Genomic DNA, 16,122 nt, shown 5'->3' with positions numbered 1-16,122 from the left:
CGGCAGGGCCACCCGGAGGCGAACCCTAGCCGGGGGCTGCTATGTGATGTCGGGCGCGGAGCCGCTGTAGTTCCAGCTGTAGGCGCCGGACGAACTCATGCTGGCGGACGTGTTGACAACGTTGAAGCTCGAGGAGATCAGCTGAGCATAGGTCTGCGCGCCCACCTTGGACTGGTCCGAGCGCAGCTGGTTGTTCGCTGCGATGGCATCATTGTTCGCTCGCGCGGTCTGCAGGGCCAGCGTCTGGGCGGCTTCGTACTGCCGCATGCTGCCCTGCCATTGTGTGTTGGCCATCTCGGCTTGCGCGATGACGCCGCGCAGCCGGGTGGAATAGGCGTCGTTTTGCAGGCTGAACTGCCGCGCCGTCATCTCGGCCACGGCGCTCGCGCCCTGCACCTGGGCCCTGTACCCATCCCATTCGCCGGTCTTGGCCTGAGCCAGCGCGGTCAGGCGCGCGGCCCGCGCTCGGGCGATTTCCGCCTGCGCTGTGATCTTGGTCGAGACCGCCTGCATCGTGGCCTTGAAGGCCTCGACACGGTTCGTGTCCGCGCTGACCTGTGCCTTGTAGCCTTCGACCTTGGCGATTTCGGCATTCATCGTTGCGGTGAATGCGCGTACGCGCTCGCTCGCCGCTCCGATCTTGGCCTGCTCCAGCTGCATGAGGGTCTGAGCGCCACCGAGCTGGGCGCGGTACAGCTCGACATGCGCCATCGAGGCCTCCACCTGCGTCTTGAACTGCTGCACCAGAGCGGTATTGATCTGGGCCTTGTTCTGCTCGGCCTGCAACTGGGCCTTGTAAATCTCCACCTTGGCCATCTCGGCTTCGATGATCGTCTTGTAGGCCTGCTGCAGGTTGGCGTATTGCGCGGACAGGGCCCGGAAGTTCTCCAGGTGGGCGTTGTGCAGCGCGATGGCGTTGTCCGCCGCTGCCTTGGCCGCTTCAAAGACCAGCTGCTCCGAACGGACCCAATGCTGCATGAGCTGGTCCTCCAGCTGCATGCCGGCGGTGATTGTGGCGCGCAGGTTGTCCACCTCCATCTCGGCCTGCTTGATGGCGATATCGCGCGAGAGGCCGGCCTGCTTGGCCAGGCGGTCCAGGCGGATGACGCGGATCTGGTCGGCCAGCACGCCAGGCGGCAGCGCAAATCCCAGCGCCTCGGATTTGCGCGTCACATCCTCTTCCTCGGCAAGGCTGGCGAGCAGCTCGCGTTCGCGGGCTCGACCCCAGATGGCCTGCTCAATCTGCACCGGCAGCCCCGTGCCGCCGGCCAGGCGTTGGACGATCAGCGCCTTCAGGCCATCCAGCACCCGCGATTCGTATTGTGCGGGCCGGGTATAGGTGAGCGGCTGCGGCTGGATGATGACCAGTTCGGGGGTGTCGTTCAGGCGCTCCACCAGGTCCTCGCGCAGGTTCACGCCCGCGAACGTGGGGGTGTGGAGCGTGAGGAATTGGGGCGCGTCCGGCAGGCTCACCATCGGGGCGTCCGGGATGGCGATGTCCTGCACCTGCGGAATCGCGGGCACCACCCCGAAGTTGAGCACCGGCGGCGCGCCCGTGGTGAGGCTGGGCGGCTGCAGCTGCGCGATGTCATCGAACACGACTTCGGGCAATTGCTCGTTGAGCGGAGCCGGCGTGGCCGGAACGCTCAGGCTGAGCTGGGGCGAGTTGGGTGCATCGGGCACCTGCGGCAGGGACGGCGCCGCGGGCGTGATCCACTCGTAGTTGATGGTCGGCGGCGCCGCCAGCGTGCTGGACAGCGCGCTGGTGAAGCTGGCCAGGTGCGTCTCGACGGAATTGCTCAGGGCCACGGAGCGCTCGTAGGCGTCCGTGACCAATTGATTGACGGTTTGCGGATCACTCATGCGACTCTCCGGCTCTTGGAATTGTTGACGACCACTTCAAGGCGATCGAGCGTGAAGGCCTGGCCCGCGGGCAGGCGCAGGCCGAACCCCAGGTAGACCTCGCGGATACCGCGCCCCGGGTCCGCTCGGACCATGCCCCTGTCGCCCCAGCGCAGCGGGTAGGCCCAGACCCTGCCGCGCGTGTGCACCTCGGCCAGCCCGCCGGCCAGGTTCTCGCCGCTGCCGTAGATGGCGCCCAGGTTCTTTTGCAAGGTGCTGGCGTGGTTGATGACGGGTGTGTGCAGTTCGCCGACGATGGGCTGGTCATGGTCGGTGTCGCCCTGCAGGACGAAGACGCCTTCGCGGTTTCCGCCGTGCCCGGCGGTGATGCTGTGCAACGGCCTGCGGTATTCGGTCACCGCGCCGCTGAGGGTGTTCACGACGATGGATTTCATGGTTTTCCTTTTCCTGCGGCGCGCAGGGCCAGCGTGACCAAGTGCTCGACTTGCTCCACCTGCGAGGATGGCTGGGGCAGCAGCGATCGCACGCGCGCCATGGTGCGGGCCCAGCCCGATGCATAGGAGGGATAGGTGAACTGGCCCATGCCGCCTTCCACGGGCCGCATGGTGCGCGCGTGGCCGGACAGCAGCACCACGGTGCTGGGCCAGGGGATGGCTGCGGCATTGGAGGCCAGCGCGTAGGCCTGAGGCACGGTATGGACCCTGCCGGGCTGCGCTGCACTCCAGGAGCCGTCACGCAGCCGGCGCTGCGTCGTGATGCCGCGCACGCGCACCGCCCGGGGCGGCTGGGCCGGGTTCAGAGCAGGCCCGATCCATGAGCCCAGGCTCTGCACCCAGAGCGGGTCCAACGCCTCCATGCCCAGCACCGGCAGCCACATCCAGGCATTGCAGAAGCGATCGAACACCTCATACTCGAAATGCACCATGGTCAGCACGGCGCCAGCCGGTAGAAAGCGATCGGTGCGCACCGGACTACCCGCAGGAGTGGGGTCCAGCGGCGCATCCAGCACTGCCTGATAAGCCGGGTGCACCAGCCACTGCAGCGGCTCCTTGATATAGACCCCGGCGAGCTCGCCGCCGTGGTAGTTCTGGTGGCGTTGCAACCGTGCCCAGCGGCCCGTCATGCGGCTGCCGAAGATGCATTGCGCGCTGCGCCAGTCCACCCCGAGCAGCCGGCTTTGCACGCCGTGAGGTGCATGGGAAGGATTGGGAGACCCCGGCACCTGCACGTCCGGCGTCGCCGCGCCGGCCTGGTAGTTCAGCGCCTCGGCCGGATAGCCCAGATAGACTTCGTGGACCACGCCCCCATGCGTCACAGACCCACCCTGCGGCAAGCTGGCGCGCGGCGCGCGGTCCACGAGCACCGGCAGGCTCAGGAACCGGGCGGCCAGATGCGGGTCGGCCACGCCGGCATCGAGGTGCTGGTGCAGCGCCGCCACCTGCGCATCGCGCGCCAGCTTGCGCGTGATGGTCAGGCCGTGGTTTTCGACGGCCGGGCCTTGCTGCCAGCCCGCCAGGATGCGATCCCGCAATAGGCTCCACGCTTGCCACGTCGTGCTGCGCCACTCCTGGTATGCCGCCTGTCTCGCCTCGGACCAGAGTTCCCAGGGCGTGGGAGGGAATTGGGCCTGGAGTGCGGCAGTTATCTGGTCGTAGACCTCCTCCATTTGCGCCATCGAGGCTATATATTCAGGTGTGTTTTTGCCAACTGCTGGCAAGCTGGAGTAATTCTTATCAGAGAAACTCTGCAATGATGGGCTTATATCAAAATCACCCTCTTCTGATAACTTCCCACCATACACTCGCCAGGTGACATTAGGAGAGAACTGCTGATAATTGGAAAAATAGAATTCGTAGTAGGGCCTCCCTGCAGTTCTGGCCTCGGGCCGTGTAAAAGGAGAGGAAATTGTTAAATGCTGATCATTGGAGCCTGCTACCTGGATGTTATGTAGGTACTTGTCGGCTGTATAGCGCATGGTCACGAAATTTGGGTCGGGATTGATATTCACCCCTACCAGGGTTCCTGTCACGGTTACCCCTCGCCAGGTAAAGCTCTGGCTATTGTCGAGGCTGGTTTCTGTGGAATTAATTGACCGCGTATAGGTTGCGGCATCCACCGTCATGTACTCAGGCTCAGGCACGTCGTAGCTGAAAACCGGCTCTGGCGGAATTTTGGGCGTGCTGCCGGGGGCAGACATATCGATGACCTCGCGGTCAAACAGGGGCAGATAGGCAGGATCCAGGTTGGCCGCATAGGCCACGAAGGCATCCTGCTGCCCCTGCCCCCCTGTGGTCGCAACGTGCACGCTGTAGTCCTCGCCGTAGCACCCCAGTTGCACCACAGTGCCATCGTTGAGCACATGGCGCTGCCGCACATGCCGCACGATAGATAAGCGCACCTGCTCGCGGAAGGCCAAGTACAAGGCCTGCACTTGCCGCGCCTGGGCCGGCGACAAAGGGGCGTCAGCCACGAAACGCGCAGGCCTTGACCCCTGCAGGGGCTGGCCACCCTGGCCGAAGAAATAGGGATCAAACGGCCGCGTGCTCATAGGCCAGCGCCTCATATTGCGGCACGCCATCCACCGTGCGGAATGCGGCCACCACCTCTGCGCCAATGTCCGCCCGGTAGATGCCCTCGCTCAGGGGCTCGAGCATGCCGTCGTCGTGGCCAGCCACCACCCAGCCGCCCGCAATGCACACCATGGCCCGGCCAAAGCCCGCGCCGTCGCCGCGGCGCACGCGCCGGCCGGGTGCCGCGGCGCCCGAGCCCAGAAGCACTGGCTCCTTCATCAGACTGGTGTAGACCAGCGTATCGAACTCCACGCCGGCCAGGAAGGCCAGCTCCTTTTGCGTACCCACGAAAATGCCCCCGCCCACGGGCTGCACCAGCGTGATGTCGGCACTGAACTGCTTGAAGTCGCGCCCCAGATCGAAGTGGCTCCAACCGTGCGGCCTGGAAGCCCACAGCACGCGGCCCTGGGCCACCAGCATGCGCGCGCCCCACAATGCATGCAGGCATCCCACCGGAGGCATGCTCAGGTGCAGCGTGCGGCAGGGCCGCGCAAGGTCCTGGCCGTCGCGCAGATAGCTGAAGGCCGGGCCCTGGGCCTGGCCCGCATGGAAGAACGCCTCTCCGCCCGCCGTGGTCAGATAGACCTGCAGGCTGTGGCCCGCACGCTGCGGCAGGTCCGTCAGCAGCAGCCCGCCCGCCTGCTGGACCTCGACCAGGCCGCCCACCGCCGCCTGGCTCTCCAGGCCATCGGCTTCGCGCCGGAACGTGATGGCCCACGCATAGCGGCCTGCCGGCATGGCCCCCGCCACCGCCGTGGCAGACCCGGCCTCGTCCGGCGGCGCCACGCCCCAATCCGAGCAGCCCGTGCCATCGGTCATGCCGTGCACCTGCCCGTTGGAGAAAATCACGCGCCCGTCTGGCAACTCGCAGCACCACAGCCGCGCCGTGCCCATGGCGGGGTGGATGGTCACATCCTCGCCATCCGGCACCACGCGCACCAACGCGCACCCGTTCAAGATGCCCAGCAGCATGGAGGCTCCCTCCCACAACTGGCGATAGCAGCCGGCCTTCAGCAGGGTCATGCCGCGCCGGCGGCGCAGTTCGGCATCCAGCCCCACATCCACATCGAGCGCGGCCGACAGGTAGGTTTCGCCCTTCTTCTTCTCATTGGAGATGTTGTTGATACCCCGGAATTTCTGGAACGTCAGCATGCATGCCCTCGGCGAAGTGATGGTTGCCCTGCCCGCGCCAGCCGCGAGCCGGGATAGACGCGTTGCACGAAGCACAGCCGCGGCATGCCCACCTGCGCGCCTGCGTACCAATCTGCGATGTCTCCCGACGAACGCAGATGCAGCGCCGGCTGGCCAATGCGCGTGCGCGCCAGCGGTGCGGGCCGGAAGATCTGTGCCAGCGACGCCACTCCCCAGCGGCCCAGCACCAGCGCCGCAGGATGGAAGCACAGCACCAGCGTAGGCTGCCCCGAGCGCGGCGCCAGCGCCGTGCCGGGCGCCCGCAGCACCTGCACCATGCCGGGCATGCCGATGCGCGTGCTGGCTACCGAGGCCACGTCCAGCGCGATGCGCAGCTGCAACTGCGCCGCGCCCAGGCGCGTGGCGCGCAGCCCGCCGGCCGTGAACACCTGCGGGCCGGCCGGCACGCCGCCGGCGTACACCAACCGCAGCGACGGCATCCCCGCCCTGGCCAGCGGCCCCAGGCCCTTGGCATCGAAGCGGCGGGTAGCGCCCAGCACCAGGGTGGGCACGCCGATGCGGGTGCTGGCGACCGAGGGCACCGCGAATGCCATGTGCACGAGCCACTGCGGCGCGCCGAACACCACGGCAGAAGCCAGGGCACGCGGCCGGAACAAGCCTTCCTCGGCCGCCTGCTCCCCGGCCGCGGCGCCCAGCAGGCCGGCATTCAGGGGCACGGCATTGAGCAGCACCGCTTACTCCTGCGTGTTGATGAACAGGCCCTTGGCGTAGAAGCGCCCGAGGAACTGCCCATTGGCTGCCGTGGCGAGCGTGAACCGCAACTGACCCTCCACGCCCTTGCCCGTGGTGACGGGCAGCCGATGGATGGCCTTGCCCGTCAGCGGTCCAGGCAGGGCAGTCGCAGGCAACAGAGCGGTATCCGACCCCATGTCACCCACAGAGACCGCAGGCGCGGTTGAGGCCGTGCCCTTGAACAGGATGAATCCCACTTCCGTCGGGAAGAACAGCACATGCAGCGGCAGGCTCAGGATGACCCGCAGCCCGGCCCCGCCCTCGTGCGCAACCCACATGGCCTCATTGCTGTTGGCGGCATCCATCGGCTGGTTCATCAGCCCCGACGAAGGCAAGGCCATGGCCGGCGCGTAGAAACTGTTGGTCGTGGCTCGCGGATCGTAGGGAATGAACGCTCGGTACCGCACGGCCCCGGTCGCCGGGCGGTAGACATCGCCATCCATGACGCTGCCGCCGGAGAACTCTGGCGAAACGCCCAGGTCATAGAAGCGCGATGCGACGATGCCCTCACTACCGGCATGCTCCCAGGCGTTCTCGCTGTTGCCGTCCAGGGCGCGCCACACGCGAGGCACCGTGGGCAACGCACCAAAGGCAATGCTTCGCTCTGCCGCCTGGTAGGCGCCATCGCCCAGGGCCACACTTCCATCGCCCAGGGCCAGGGCCCCGGCGCCGGCCGCAAGCGATCGTTCGCCCAACGCGGCGCAGTCGCGGCCCAGCGCCATGGCCTGACGCACGGCGGTGACGCCGTTGCCCAGGGCAAGCGATCCCTCGCCCGCCGCGGCCCGCAGGCCAGCAGCCACGCCACCTTCAGCGGCAGTCACCAGCGTGCCCAGCGCCATCCCCGTGCTGCTGTAGCTCGCGGCCACCTGCACCGCACGCGCATTGCCCCACAGGCCATTCACGTCGCCGCTCGACTCCCCGCTGGCCTTGCCCGACAGGAGGATCACCCCGAGCGCATGGCTGCCGCCCGAAGGCAGGCCCACCAGCTGGCCCGCGGCCCCCGTGACGAACTCGCTCATGCCGTCGGGCTTGTAGATGCCGGCCACATCCATGAACTGCGTGGAGCCCACGGCAAAGCCGCCCTGCATGCTCTCGTACTCGTTGCTGGGGCCCAGCACGAAGCGGTTCGCCGCCTCCGCTGTCAGATAGTTGGACACCTTGGCGCCGGCGGGCCAGGCGCGTACGGCCGTGGCCTCCAGACCACGGTAGACGGACAACACATCGCCCGTGCGCCCCCTTGCCTCGATGATCTCCCGCTCGTCCGGCGTATCCGGGTGGGTCAGCGTCAGCCGCAGCCGGCGCTCCTCGGTGGGACTGCCGAACAGGGCACCCGTCCCGGCCGCCAGCGTCAGCGAGACCGCGCTGAACGCACTGCCGGAGTCGTCAAGAGGCGCACCCAGCACCGATTCCGCATTGTTGAAATAGACCAGGGCTGGCACGGCACTCTCCCTGCGTTACAGCGCAAAAATGCGATTGGCGCCGTTGTCCCAGCGGATCTCCGCGTCGGAGCCATTGCCCGTGAACGGAAAGCCCGGGATCTCGTCCAGATACAGGACCAGCGGCGAAGTGCCGGCTACGCCCGTATCGACGTAGAGCACGATGGCCTTGTGGGTGTCGGCCCCCACCGCGGCGAAGGTCACGTCGTTGGCATCGAACACGCCACCCGTCACGGTGACGCCGGCCAGCGCCTGGGCCGTGTTCGCAATGTGGGCCTGAATGTCAGTCAGGAACTCATGACTTGCGATGACCGGGGCGTAGGTGTTCTTAACCAGCACCGCCTTGACGGGCTGGGTGGACAGGTCGATCTGCGCCTTGAGCAGGCGTTCCTTGAACTTGGTGTAGAGGGCATTGGACATGGCGGGACTCCTTTGGAAAGAGTGTTCCCGCCATCTCCATGGGGGTCGAACCCTAGCCGGGGACTACCGTGCATCGGCGGCCATCTCCCGCATCTGCTGTCGAAGGGCCTTGGGCGAGTTGTCCGCGATACGGTCGATGCGGTCCTTACCCATCTCGCGCACTTTTTTCCACACGTCGGGCATCTTGACGACGATGGGCTGCTCTGGATTGTTCTGGTTCCAATCGGCCAGCCGTTCGCGCACGCGTGCCAGGGCGCCCTCATCCTTTCGGAACAGCGCATCGGCCCACTGCGCCTTGATCTCGCTGCTGGTCTGGCTGTAGAAGCTCTTGGACCGCTGCATGAAGCTGTTAGCCTCCTGGATCTCGGCAACGCTCTTGGGCTGGAAGCCGACAGCCTTGGCCACCGCCTCGGCCAGCGTGGTATCGATCACCTTGTAGCCCTTGGTGTCCTTGTACATGCCGCTGGCGGCCATGTCCGCGCCCTTGAACGCATTGCGCACGGCCGTGGGCGACACCTCCAGCGCAGCGCGGCCCGCTGCGGACGGATCCAAATTCATCACCCCGCCCACCAGTTCGCGCCCTGCAGCGAAGCCACGGGAAACCAGATCGCCCGCGGGCCCCACCACCTCCAGCAGATCCCGCTCGCGGCTCTGCTTGGTCAGCAGCAGGCCGGTGCCGGGCAGCAGGTTGCCCATGCCCAGGCGCCCGGACACGTCGATAGGAGCACCTGGCAGACCCGAGACGCCCTGCTCCATGAACTCGGCCAGTTCCTTGCCCACGATGCCGGCCAGCGCTTCCTTGCGCCACTGCTTGGAACTGATGTTGTAGCCCAGCATCTGGCCCACGCCGTCGATCAGGTCCTCGGCGTCCTCCATGAAGGGCACGCCGCCGGCGCCGCCCATCAGCAGCAGCATGGCCAGGGCCCAGCCCACAGCGCGTTTGCCTTCAGGACCGCCCTGCGTCCACATGCGCTGCATCAGTTCCAGGTAGGAGACGCTATACGTTTTAAACGTAAAAAGAGTGCCGGCTACCGCGCCACGCGCCCACTGGGGCTTGTTGGCCTTGGAATAAACGAACTGGGTCTCCAGCACTGCTTTGCGCGCGAAGGCGCCGGGATCGGGCATGCCCTGGGCCTTGGCGATCCTGAAGGCGGCAATGAAGGTGGAGCGGCGGTTGAACTGCTCGGCCAGAGCGAAGGGCTGGCCCCAGGCCACCTTGGCGCGCTCCCAGGCATTGCCCGCCGCGGCGCGCGCATCCCCGGCCCGCGTGCCGTCGCCCGAGCGCAGGCCGCCCGCGCCGCGCGCCTGGGCCATGAGCTGGTGCACTTCCTGTGGCGAGACCACGCCGTCGTCCTCGGCGGACTTCAGCGCGTGGGCCAGGTCAGTCTCGTACTTCATGCCGCGCGTGCCCATGTCCTTCAGGGCCCGGGCCATCTGGCTGCCGGCCGCACGGATGCCGCCGAACTGGCTCAGCCACGGCAGCGTTACCGCAAAGGGCTGGGTCATGTTGACCACGGCCGAGGCCAGCGAGCCGCCCAGGTATTGTGCAAACAGCATGCCGCGCACGGCCTGGCCTTCTTCCTGAGGGTCGCGGATGTAGCTGCGCAGGCCCATGGCCAAGTCCTTCAGCTCGCCCTGCTCCTTCGGGATGTCGTTGATCGCGCGATCCATGGTGCCGGCATTCAGGCCCGCCGCGCCCTGCCGCGCATTGCTGTAGATGAAGTTGGCCACCACGCGGCCCACGTCCTGGCTGTAGCCTTCGATGCCCTTGCGCTGGATCAGCCGCTTGAGCGCGCTGTGGTTGTTCTTTGTCAGCTTCAGGTATTCATCGAAGACCTTGCGCGTGGCCGCATCGGCCTCTTTGCCCACAACCATGTCCTTGAAGATCTCGAGCGTCTCGGGCGTGATGCCCGCGAACAGCTTGAAGGACTGCTGGCTCATGGTGCCCTGCGTGATCACCGCGCCGGGGAAGGCCTGGGCCATCTGGATCTTGGCCAGGTTGGCATCCTTCATGGTCTCGTACATGCCGAAGTACTGGCGGTTGCCCTCCTGGTCAACCACGTCCAGCGTGTACCGGCCGAAGCGAGACAGCGGCGCATACCCGCCGTCCTGCAGATCCTTGGCCGTGGCCGCCCGGTCCACCACCATGTTGTTCAACTGCAGCAGCCGGTCGGCCAGGTCCGGCTTGGCCTTCGCATCCTGCTGCAACGTGGTGGTCAGCAGCTCCAGAGCATCGGCCAGCGTCGGCGCGTCCAGCACCAGGTCGCGCATCCCGGCGTACTCGTCGCCCAGCGCGCGCATCATGTCCGCCCGAGCGGTCATGTCGATGGAGCGGTCGATGGCCGCGCGGGCTTCGCGGTACAGGGCAATCTGGTTGGGCGTGGCGCCGAACATCGTCTGCAGCTCAGCATCCGTCCAGACCGCGCCTGCCTTGAGCATCTTGCTCTCGAAGCGCGAATTCACCAGCGCTTCGTACTGGGCCAGCGGCAGGCCGCGCCAGTCGCGCAGCACGCGGTCGTCCAGGCGACCGGCGCGCAGCAGCAGCTGGGCCTTGTCGTCGGCAGGCAGGTTGCCGTACTTCTTGGCCAGCTCGTCCACCAGCACGGCCTTGCCATCAACGTCGCGGCCCCACAGCAGCGTGGCCTCGAAGAGAGGCTTCGCCACGGCCTTGTTGTCGGCCGCCGAGACGGGGGTCTTGCGGTTCTTGCCCACCAGGTCGCTGATGGTGTCCACGCGTGGCAGCAGGCGCGGCGCCCGGTCGGCGGCATCGTTGGCCAGCATGGACACGTCATCGATGTTGCGCTGGGCGGTCTCGTAGACCGGCTTGAAAACTGGCGCACGCTCGGCCAGGTGCCTCATGGTGCCGATGGTCTTGTCCCAGACAGAGACCTTACCCGGGTGGGACATCGTCTTCTGGAGTTGGTCCAGAGCGCTGTCTTTGATCTCCGAAAGCCGCGAGCGGCTGAACATGAGGTCTTCCCCCCCATCCTCCCCGGCGGACTCCTGCGTATTGATCCGCAACAGCCCTCGCAGTACAGTTGCGACTTCCTCTGGGGAGACCTTGCCGGTGCGCCCGGATGCCGCGACAGCCGCATCGGTCCCGGAATCCCTGGCCCCCGGAGGATTCCCTTTTTTGGACTCTTGCGATACCATTGATTCGTCTCCTGACTCGTTTGAGCCAGATCGCTCGGATGCATCTGCATCGGCCCTGGAAACTCGACGGCTCAGGAGACTTTCTTTTGTGGCAACGCTGTGCAGGTACATGCGCTGCGTGTTGGTATCTCGGTGAACCAGCGCTGTGAGGATGTGATCCACCCCAGAGAGCCGGACTGGTGCACTCACGTAGAAGCTGTCGGTTTCGCCATGGTGGGCTGAAACAACTAGCACCCCCTTCTCCAGCGCACCCTTAACCGCCGCGAAGGCGGCTACCTTGTATGCGTTCGGGCGACCATGCGCAATGGAACTGCGCACGGCGCGTTCGTCCAGAAGCACATCACCCAGTTCCGGATTGGTCGCCTTGCCTCCCTGCTTCGCAAACAGGTCAGAGGCCCAAGCGCGGATGGCCGGTGCCCCCATGGGCGCGATGCTGGTGTCCACGGTCGCCACCGGCTCGCCCTGCAGCACGCGGGCCTTCTCCACGAGCGACATCTCGGCCGCACCGCGGCTGAACACTGGCTCGATGCGGTCGGTAGCGGCGCGCTGCCCGCGCTCCACGAACCCGCGCGCCGGCAGGATAAACGCCTGGATGATGTCGGCATCGGACAGTTTCAGGCCCGCGAACCCGGGCACGTTGGCCCGCAGCCAGTTGCGGATGGCGGCCACGGCGCGCCGCACGAAATGCAGCTGCGGCGTCTTCTCAGCCATCTCGGCCAGCACTTCCTCGGCCGCGTGGCGCCGGCTCAGGTCGGTGACGCCGCGCAGACCGTATTCCTTGATCTTGGCCGCCACCTCTGCCTGGCGCATGGTGGCCACCTGGTTGAGGATCTTGTTCAGCTCCGGGCCGAACATGCCGCGCAGGCCGTGATGGCCCAGCACCTCATGGTGCAGCACGCGGGCCGCGTCGGCGGGCGTGTTCAGCTTGCTGGCCAGCAGGTAGGCCTTGCCGCGCCAGTAGAAGCCCTCGGGCGCCCCACTGGCGCCGCCGCTGCGCTGGCGCAAGTCCGCGCGTCGCGCCGCCTCGGGCACGGCTGGGTCGGACATATCGAAGGCCACCACTACCTCGGGCCCGTTGGTCCAGCCCTTGCGGATGGCGTCCACCGTCTCACGCACCTGGCCCACGGCCTGGGCCCGCGCCGCATCGGAGAAGGCCGCCGGCTCCGGCCGCATGATGCGCAGCAGATTCGCCATCTGATCATCGGTCAGGCCCTGGCCATCGGCTTCGCCGCGCCGGAATGGCAGATCCTCGGTGCGCTCCACAGGTCCGGCCTTCAGCTCGCGCGCGCTGGGCGGCGTGGCATGGGTGCGCTCGCGCACGCCCGGCACATCTTCCCAACCTGAACCCTGCTTCTCCACCTGGCGCACCGTCACGCTCCACACGCCATCGGCATTGGCCGGCGTGTACGAGACCACGCGGACATGGGTATCCCCGTAGCCCTTCACGATGTTGCCCGGGGTGAAGTAGTCGGCGCGGGCGGCCTCCTCGGCTTTGGCCTTCTTGGCCAGGACGCCGCGCGGCTTGGGCTTGGTTGCTGGAGCAGAGGCCGGAGCCGCAGCCTCGGCAGCCCCCTCGCTCGTCGTGGAGTTGGGGAACTCTCGCGCGGCGTCCAGCAGTTCGCGGATGGGCGCATCCAGTCGGATCACCTTCACGTCCTCGCCCGCTTCGCGCGCAGCCAGCCACTGGTGGTGGCCGTCGAGCACATGCCCATCGCGCGAGACGAGGATAGAGCGGTTGCCGCCCTCGAAGCCTCTGGCTCGCGTCACACGCTCGCGGCTGAATTCCGCCTGCGTGGGCTTGAGGCTGGAGGCCGGCACCCTCTCCTCCTGGTGAGCAATGCCGCGGGCATTCATGAAGTTGACCATGGCGCCGCGGTGCTCGGCTCGGATCTGCGGCATCTCCGCGCGCGGCACGCCGATGGAGCCCGAGTCGCGGGAGAACTCGGCCCAGCCGTCGCCCAGGTCACGACCTTCCACGGAACGTGCTGGCGCGCGGGCTGCAGGTGCTGCAGGTGCTGCAGGTGCTGCAGGTGCTGCAGCAGCATCGGGCATGGCGGCGGCCAGCTTCTCGCGCACCTTGGGCGCCAAGTCGGCCCAGGCCCTTGTGTGAGAGCTGGCCTTGGCCAGCGCATTCAGGCCCTTGGCCTTGCCTGCCACCGCCTGGCGCTCGGCCGCCGGCATGCTGGCCCAGCGCTCGCTGGCGGCCTGCAGCTGGGCGCGCCGTGCGTCGTTCCCTTCCTTGGCGATCGCCACGGCCTGCTGCTGGCCCACCGTGGGCGCTGGTGCAGCAGCAGGAGCTACACCGGCAGCCTGTTCGCTGGCGCCACTTCGGCCAGGTACAGCAGATTGCACGCCGGCAGCAGGCTGTCCGGCACTGCTACCTCCCGGCCCAGCAGGCTGCGCATCTGGCGCGCGTCCTGCCGGCTGACTGCCCCCAGCCTCCGCAGCAGCCGCAGGGCCTGGTGGGCGTTCATCTGCCAGCCGTACTGCAGGTGCGGTTGAATCATTGGTTGCTCCTTGCACTTGGATGGCGTCAGCAAGACGGAGCTGCAGCTCCGCATTCAGGTTCTCCCAGCGCGCGCCGTGAAGATTGTTCTTCAGGGCGGCATTTACGCCGCCCACACGCTTGGCCAGGGCCTTGCGCTCTGCGGTGGGCATGCTGGCCCAGGCCGCGCGCCCGGCGTCGATGCGCTGGGCAGGGGTTTGGACTGGCGCTTGAGTTTGCGGGCTTGGCGCTGCACCTGCTTGCGCGCCATCGTGCTGAGACGAGGTGGTGCCATAGGTCAGCTCCTGCGCAGCTGCAGGACCTGCAACCGGCGCTCCTTGCGCTCCTGCTGCCGGCGAAGATTCCGTGCGCGGCGGCTGGGCTTGATCGGCTTGTGTGCCATCGATGCTTCCTTGCTGGGTGGTGGTGGGTGTGGGAGCAGGTGCGGCGTCACGGGCTTGCTGCTCGCGCTCGGCACGGCGCCGCTGCAGCTCGTTGGCCAGCGGTATGCGGACTTCCTTGGCCTGGGCCGAGCGGAAGGCGTTCGACAGGTCCTCATCCGTCCAGGTGGCCAGGGCGCCGCCAGCGATCTCGCCTGTGGCAGGGTCTGCCGTGACCTGGCGCTCGGAAGCCTTCTTCTTGGCTGGCGCGCGTGCCGCCTGCTCTGCGGCCTGGGCCATGGCACTGGCCTGCTGCGTCTGGGCAGCCGCGCCGGAATCCACTGCCAGGGCAGCAGCTGCGGACAGGGAGCCAGCAGCAGGATCCAGGCCCATGACCTCAGAGGGGCGCGGCGCGCCGATGGCAGCATCAATGCGCGTGGTATCCAGTTGCGGGGCGGGCGTGATGCCCTGCTCGCGCAGCCGGGCCTCATCGATGACCGGCTCTTGCTGCGCGGCCAGCTGCCGCATGAATTCATCGCGCACCTTGGATAGGCCCGACGGCGCTTGGCCATCGGCCTGGTTCTCGCCGGCCTGCTGGAACAGATCCGGGTTGAACGCCTGGTGCAGCGAATCCGCCGCGGCCTTCCGGTCTTCGGGGGCCAGGGACTCGTCCTGGGCCCGCGCCAGAGCATCCCGGTACTGCTGCTGGCTCTCTGGCCGCACCATCTGGTCAATGGCGGCGCCGTAGGTTGCGACATCCGGCAGGCCCGCAGGCTCTGCGCCAGCGCCCGGGGGCTGGGCAGCAGCATCGCCCGGCTGTCCAGCAGGCACGCGCGGCTCGCGCGCCGCCCGATACCCCGCCGCGCCGCCGCCCATGGCCGCGCCCGACAGCGTGCCCAGCACCACCGCCGTGTCCACGTCCTGGGACCAGTCCTTGCCCAACGCCAGGTTCTGGAAGATCTGCTCGGCAACCGATTGGGGCAGTTCCTCGAGGAAACCTTCGGAGATGGCGCCTTCGATCACCTGGCGCGGAATGCTCTTGACCGCGCGCTGCTGCACCAGCGGATTCGCGGCCGCCGTGGCTGCGTCGTCGGCGAACTGCTTGGCAATGCCCTTGTTGCCCTGGGCCAGCATGGTCTCGGCATCACCGATGCCCAGGCGCTGCGCCATGCGCCCGCCGGCATACCCGAAGCCGGCCGTGGCCGCGCCCGTGGCTGCTGCCGCCGCGGCCTGGCCCGGAGAGAGCAGCCCGTCATCTGTTTCCTGGCGGATCTGCTCGGCAGCAGAGCCCGTGCCCACGATGCCCTCACCCATCGCACCAGCAGCTGCAGCGCTCTTGGCACCAGCCTGGCCCAGCCGCGTCGCCGCGCCCAGCCCGCGCGCCACCACGCCGCCCGCACCCATGGCCGGCAGCGATTCAACAACCGCGCCGACGATGTTGGAAGGATTCTCGATGGCGGCCTGGAACTTGCCGCCCAGGCCCTCGGCCTCCTGGAACTTGCGCTGCGCTTCCTTGGTGGCATCCGAGTGCCATTCATTGATGGCCTCGCGCGCCTGCTTGGGCCGGAAGCCGACAGCCCCACCCTCGTTCTCCAGGAGCTTGCCCGCGCGCCCGCCGGTGGCGATGTCGGCCAGGCCGACAACAGCTTCGGGCACGGCCACGGCGCCCTTGGCTGCCCAGGCTGCCGCGTCGCGGACGTAGTCGGTGGCGCTGCGGCCGGCTGGCTCGGCAGGCTTAAGACCGAAGGCATCCTCGTAACTTATCGGCGCCGCTGCCGCGCCCTTGGGCGACTGGGGCGCCGGTCCTTTGAACGCGTCTTCATAGGAGATGGTGTCGTTTGCCATCCCCCCACTCTCTCGGAGCAGGTGGG

8 protein-coding genes are annotated in these 16,122 nt (G+C 67.5%); all 8 read right to left on the bottom strand.

Annotated features, from left to right (window positions below):
- Nucleotides 1-39: 39 nt before the first annotated feature.
- A complete protein-coding gene (locus A9976_RS20615; protein ID WP_183020556.1) occupies nucleotides 40-1,863 on the bottom strand; it encodes a hypothetical protein in 1,824 nt (607 codons plus the stop codon).
- Nucleotides 1,860-2,297, bottom strand: coding sequence for a hypothetical protein (locus tag A9976_RS20610; RefSeq protein WP_183020555.1), 438 nt, complete (start codon nucleotides 2,295-2,297; stop codon nucleotides 1,860-1,862). The genes A9976_RS20615 and A9976_RS20610 overlap by 4 nt, the downstream gene beginning before the upstream one ends.
- Nucleotides 2,294-4,411, bottom strand: a complete 2,118-nt coding sequence (locus A9976_RS20605) for a hypothetical protein (protein WP_183020554.1) — start codon at nucleotides 4,409-4,411, stop codon at nucleotides 2,294-2,296. The genes A9976_RS20610 and A9976_RS20605 overlap by 4 nt, the downstream gene beginning before the upstream one ends.
- A complete protein-coding gene (locus tag A9976_RS20600) occupies nucleotides 4,392-5,585 on the bottom strand; it encodes a hypothetical protein (RefSeq protein WP_183020553.1) in 1,194 nt (397 codons plus the stop codon). Before A9976_RS20600 ends, A9976_RS20605 begins: the two co-directional genes overlap by 20 nt.
- Nucleotides 5,579-6,316, bottom strand: coding sequence for a hypothetical protein (locus A9976_RS20595; RefSeq protein WP_183020552.1), 738 nt, complete (start codon nucleotides 6,314-6,316; stop codon nucleotides 5,579-5,581). Before A9976_RS20595 ends, A9976_RS20600 begins: the two co-directional genes overlap by 7 nt.
- 3 nt (nucleotides 6,317-6,319) lie before the next feature.
- On the bottom strand, nucleotides 6,320-7,816 hold the full coding sequence (locus tag A9976_RS20590; RefSeq protein ID WP_183020551.1) for a hypothetical protein: 1,497 nt from the start codon (nucleotides 7,814-7,816) through the stop codon (nucleotides 6,320-6,322).
- 15 nt (nucleotides 7,817-7,831) lie between these two features.
- Nucleotides 7,832-8,233 (bottom strand): hypothetical protein, encoded by a 402-nt coding sequence (locus A9976_RS20585; protein ID WP_183020550.1) that lies wholly within the window; start codon nucleotides 8,231-8,233, stop codon nucleotides 7,832-7,834.
- 63 nt (nucleotides 8,234-8,296) lie between these two features.
- On the bottom strand, nucleotides 8,297-16,096 hold the full coding sequence (locus tag A9976_RS20580; protein WP_183020549.1) for a PLxRFG domain-containing protein: 7,800 nt from the start codon (nucleotides 16,094-16,096) through the stop codon (nucleotides 8,297-8,299).
- Between the last annotated feature and the right edge of the window lie 26 nt (nucleotides 16,097-16,122).

It is taken from the genome of Delftia sp. UME58, from assembly GCF_014170385.1.
GTDB lineage: Bacteria > Pseudomonadota > Gammaproteobacteria > Burkholderiales > Burkholderiaceae_C > Comamonas > Comamonas acidovorans.
This window is presented reverse-complemented; position numbering and strand designations above follow the sequence as displayed.

Excerpts from the sequence above, each read along its gene's own strand:
- A9976_RS20580 (WP_183020549.1), bottom strand. The coding sequence starts at position 16,096 with ATGGCAAACGACACCATCTCCTATGAAGACGCGTTCAAAGGACCGGCG.
- A9976_RS20615 (WP_183020556.1), bottom strand. The coding sequence starts at position 1,863 with ATGAGTGATCCGCAAACCGTCAATCAATTGGTCACGGACGCCTACGAG.
- A9976_RS20585 (WP_183020550.1), bottom strand. The coding sequence starts at position 8,233 with ATGTCCAATGCCCTCTACACCAAGTTCAAGGAACGCCTGCTCAAGGCG.
- A9976_RS20600 (WP_183020553.1), bottom strand. The coding sequence starts at position 5,585 with ATGCTGACGTTCCAGAAATTCCGGGGTATCAACAACATCTCCAATGAG.
- A9976_RS20610 (WP_183020555.1), bottom strand. The coding sequence starts at position 2,297 with ATGAAATCCATCGTCGTGAACACCCTCAGCGGCGCGGTGACCGAATAC.
- A9976_RS20605 (WP_183020554.1), bottom strand. The coding sequence starts at position 4,411 with ATGAGCACGCGGCCGTTTGATCCCTATTTCTTCGGCCAGGGTGGCCAG.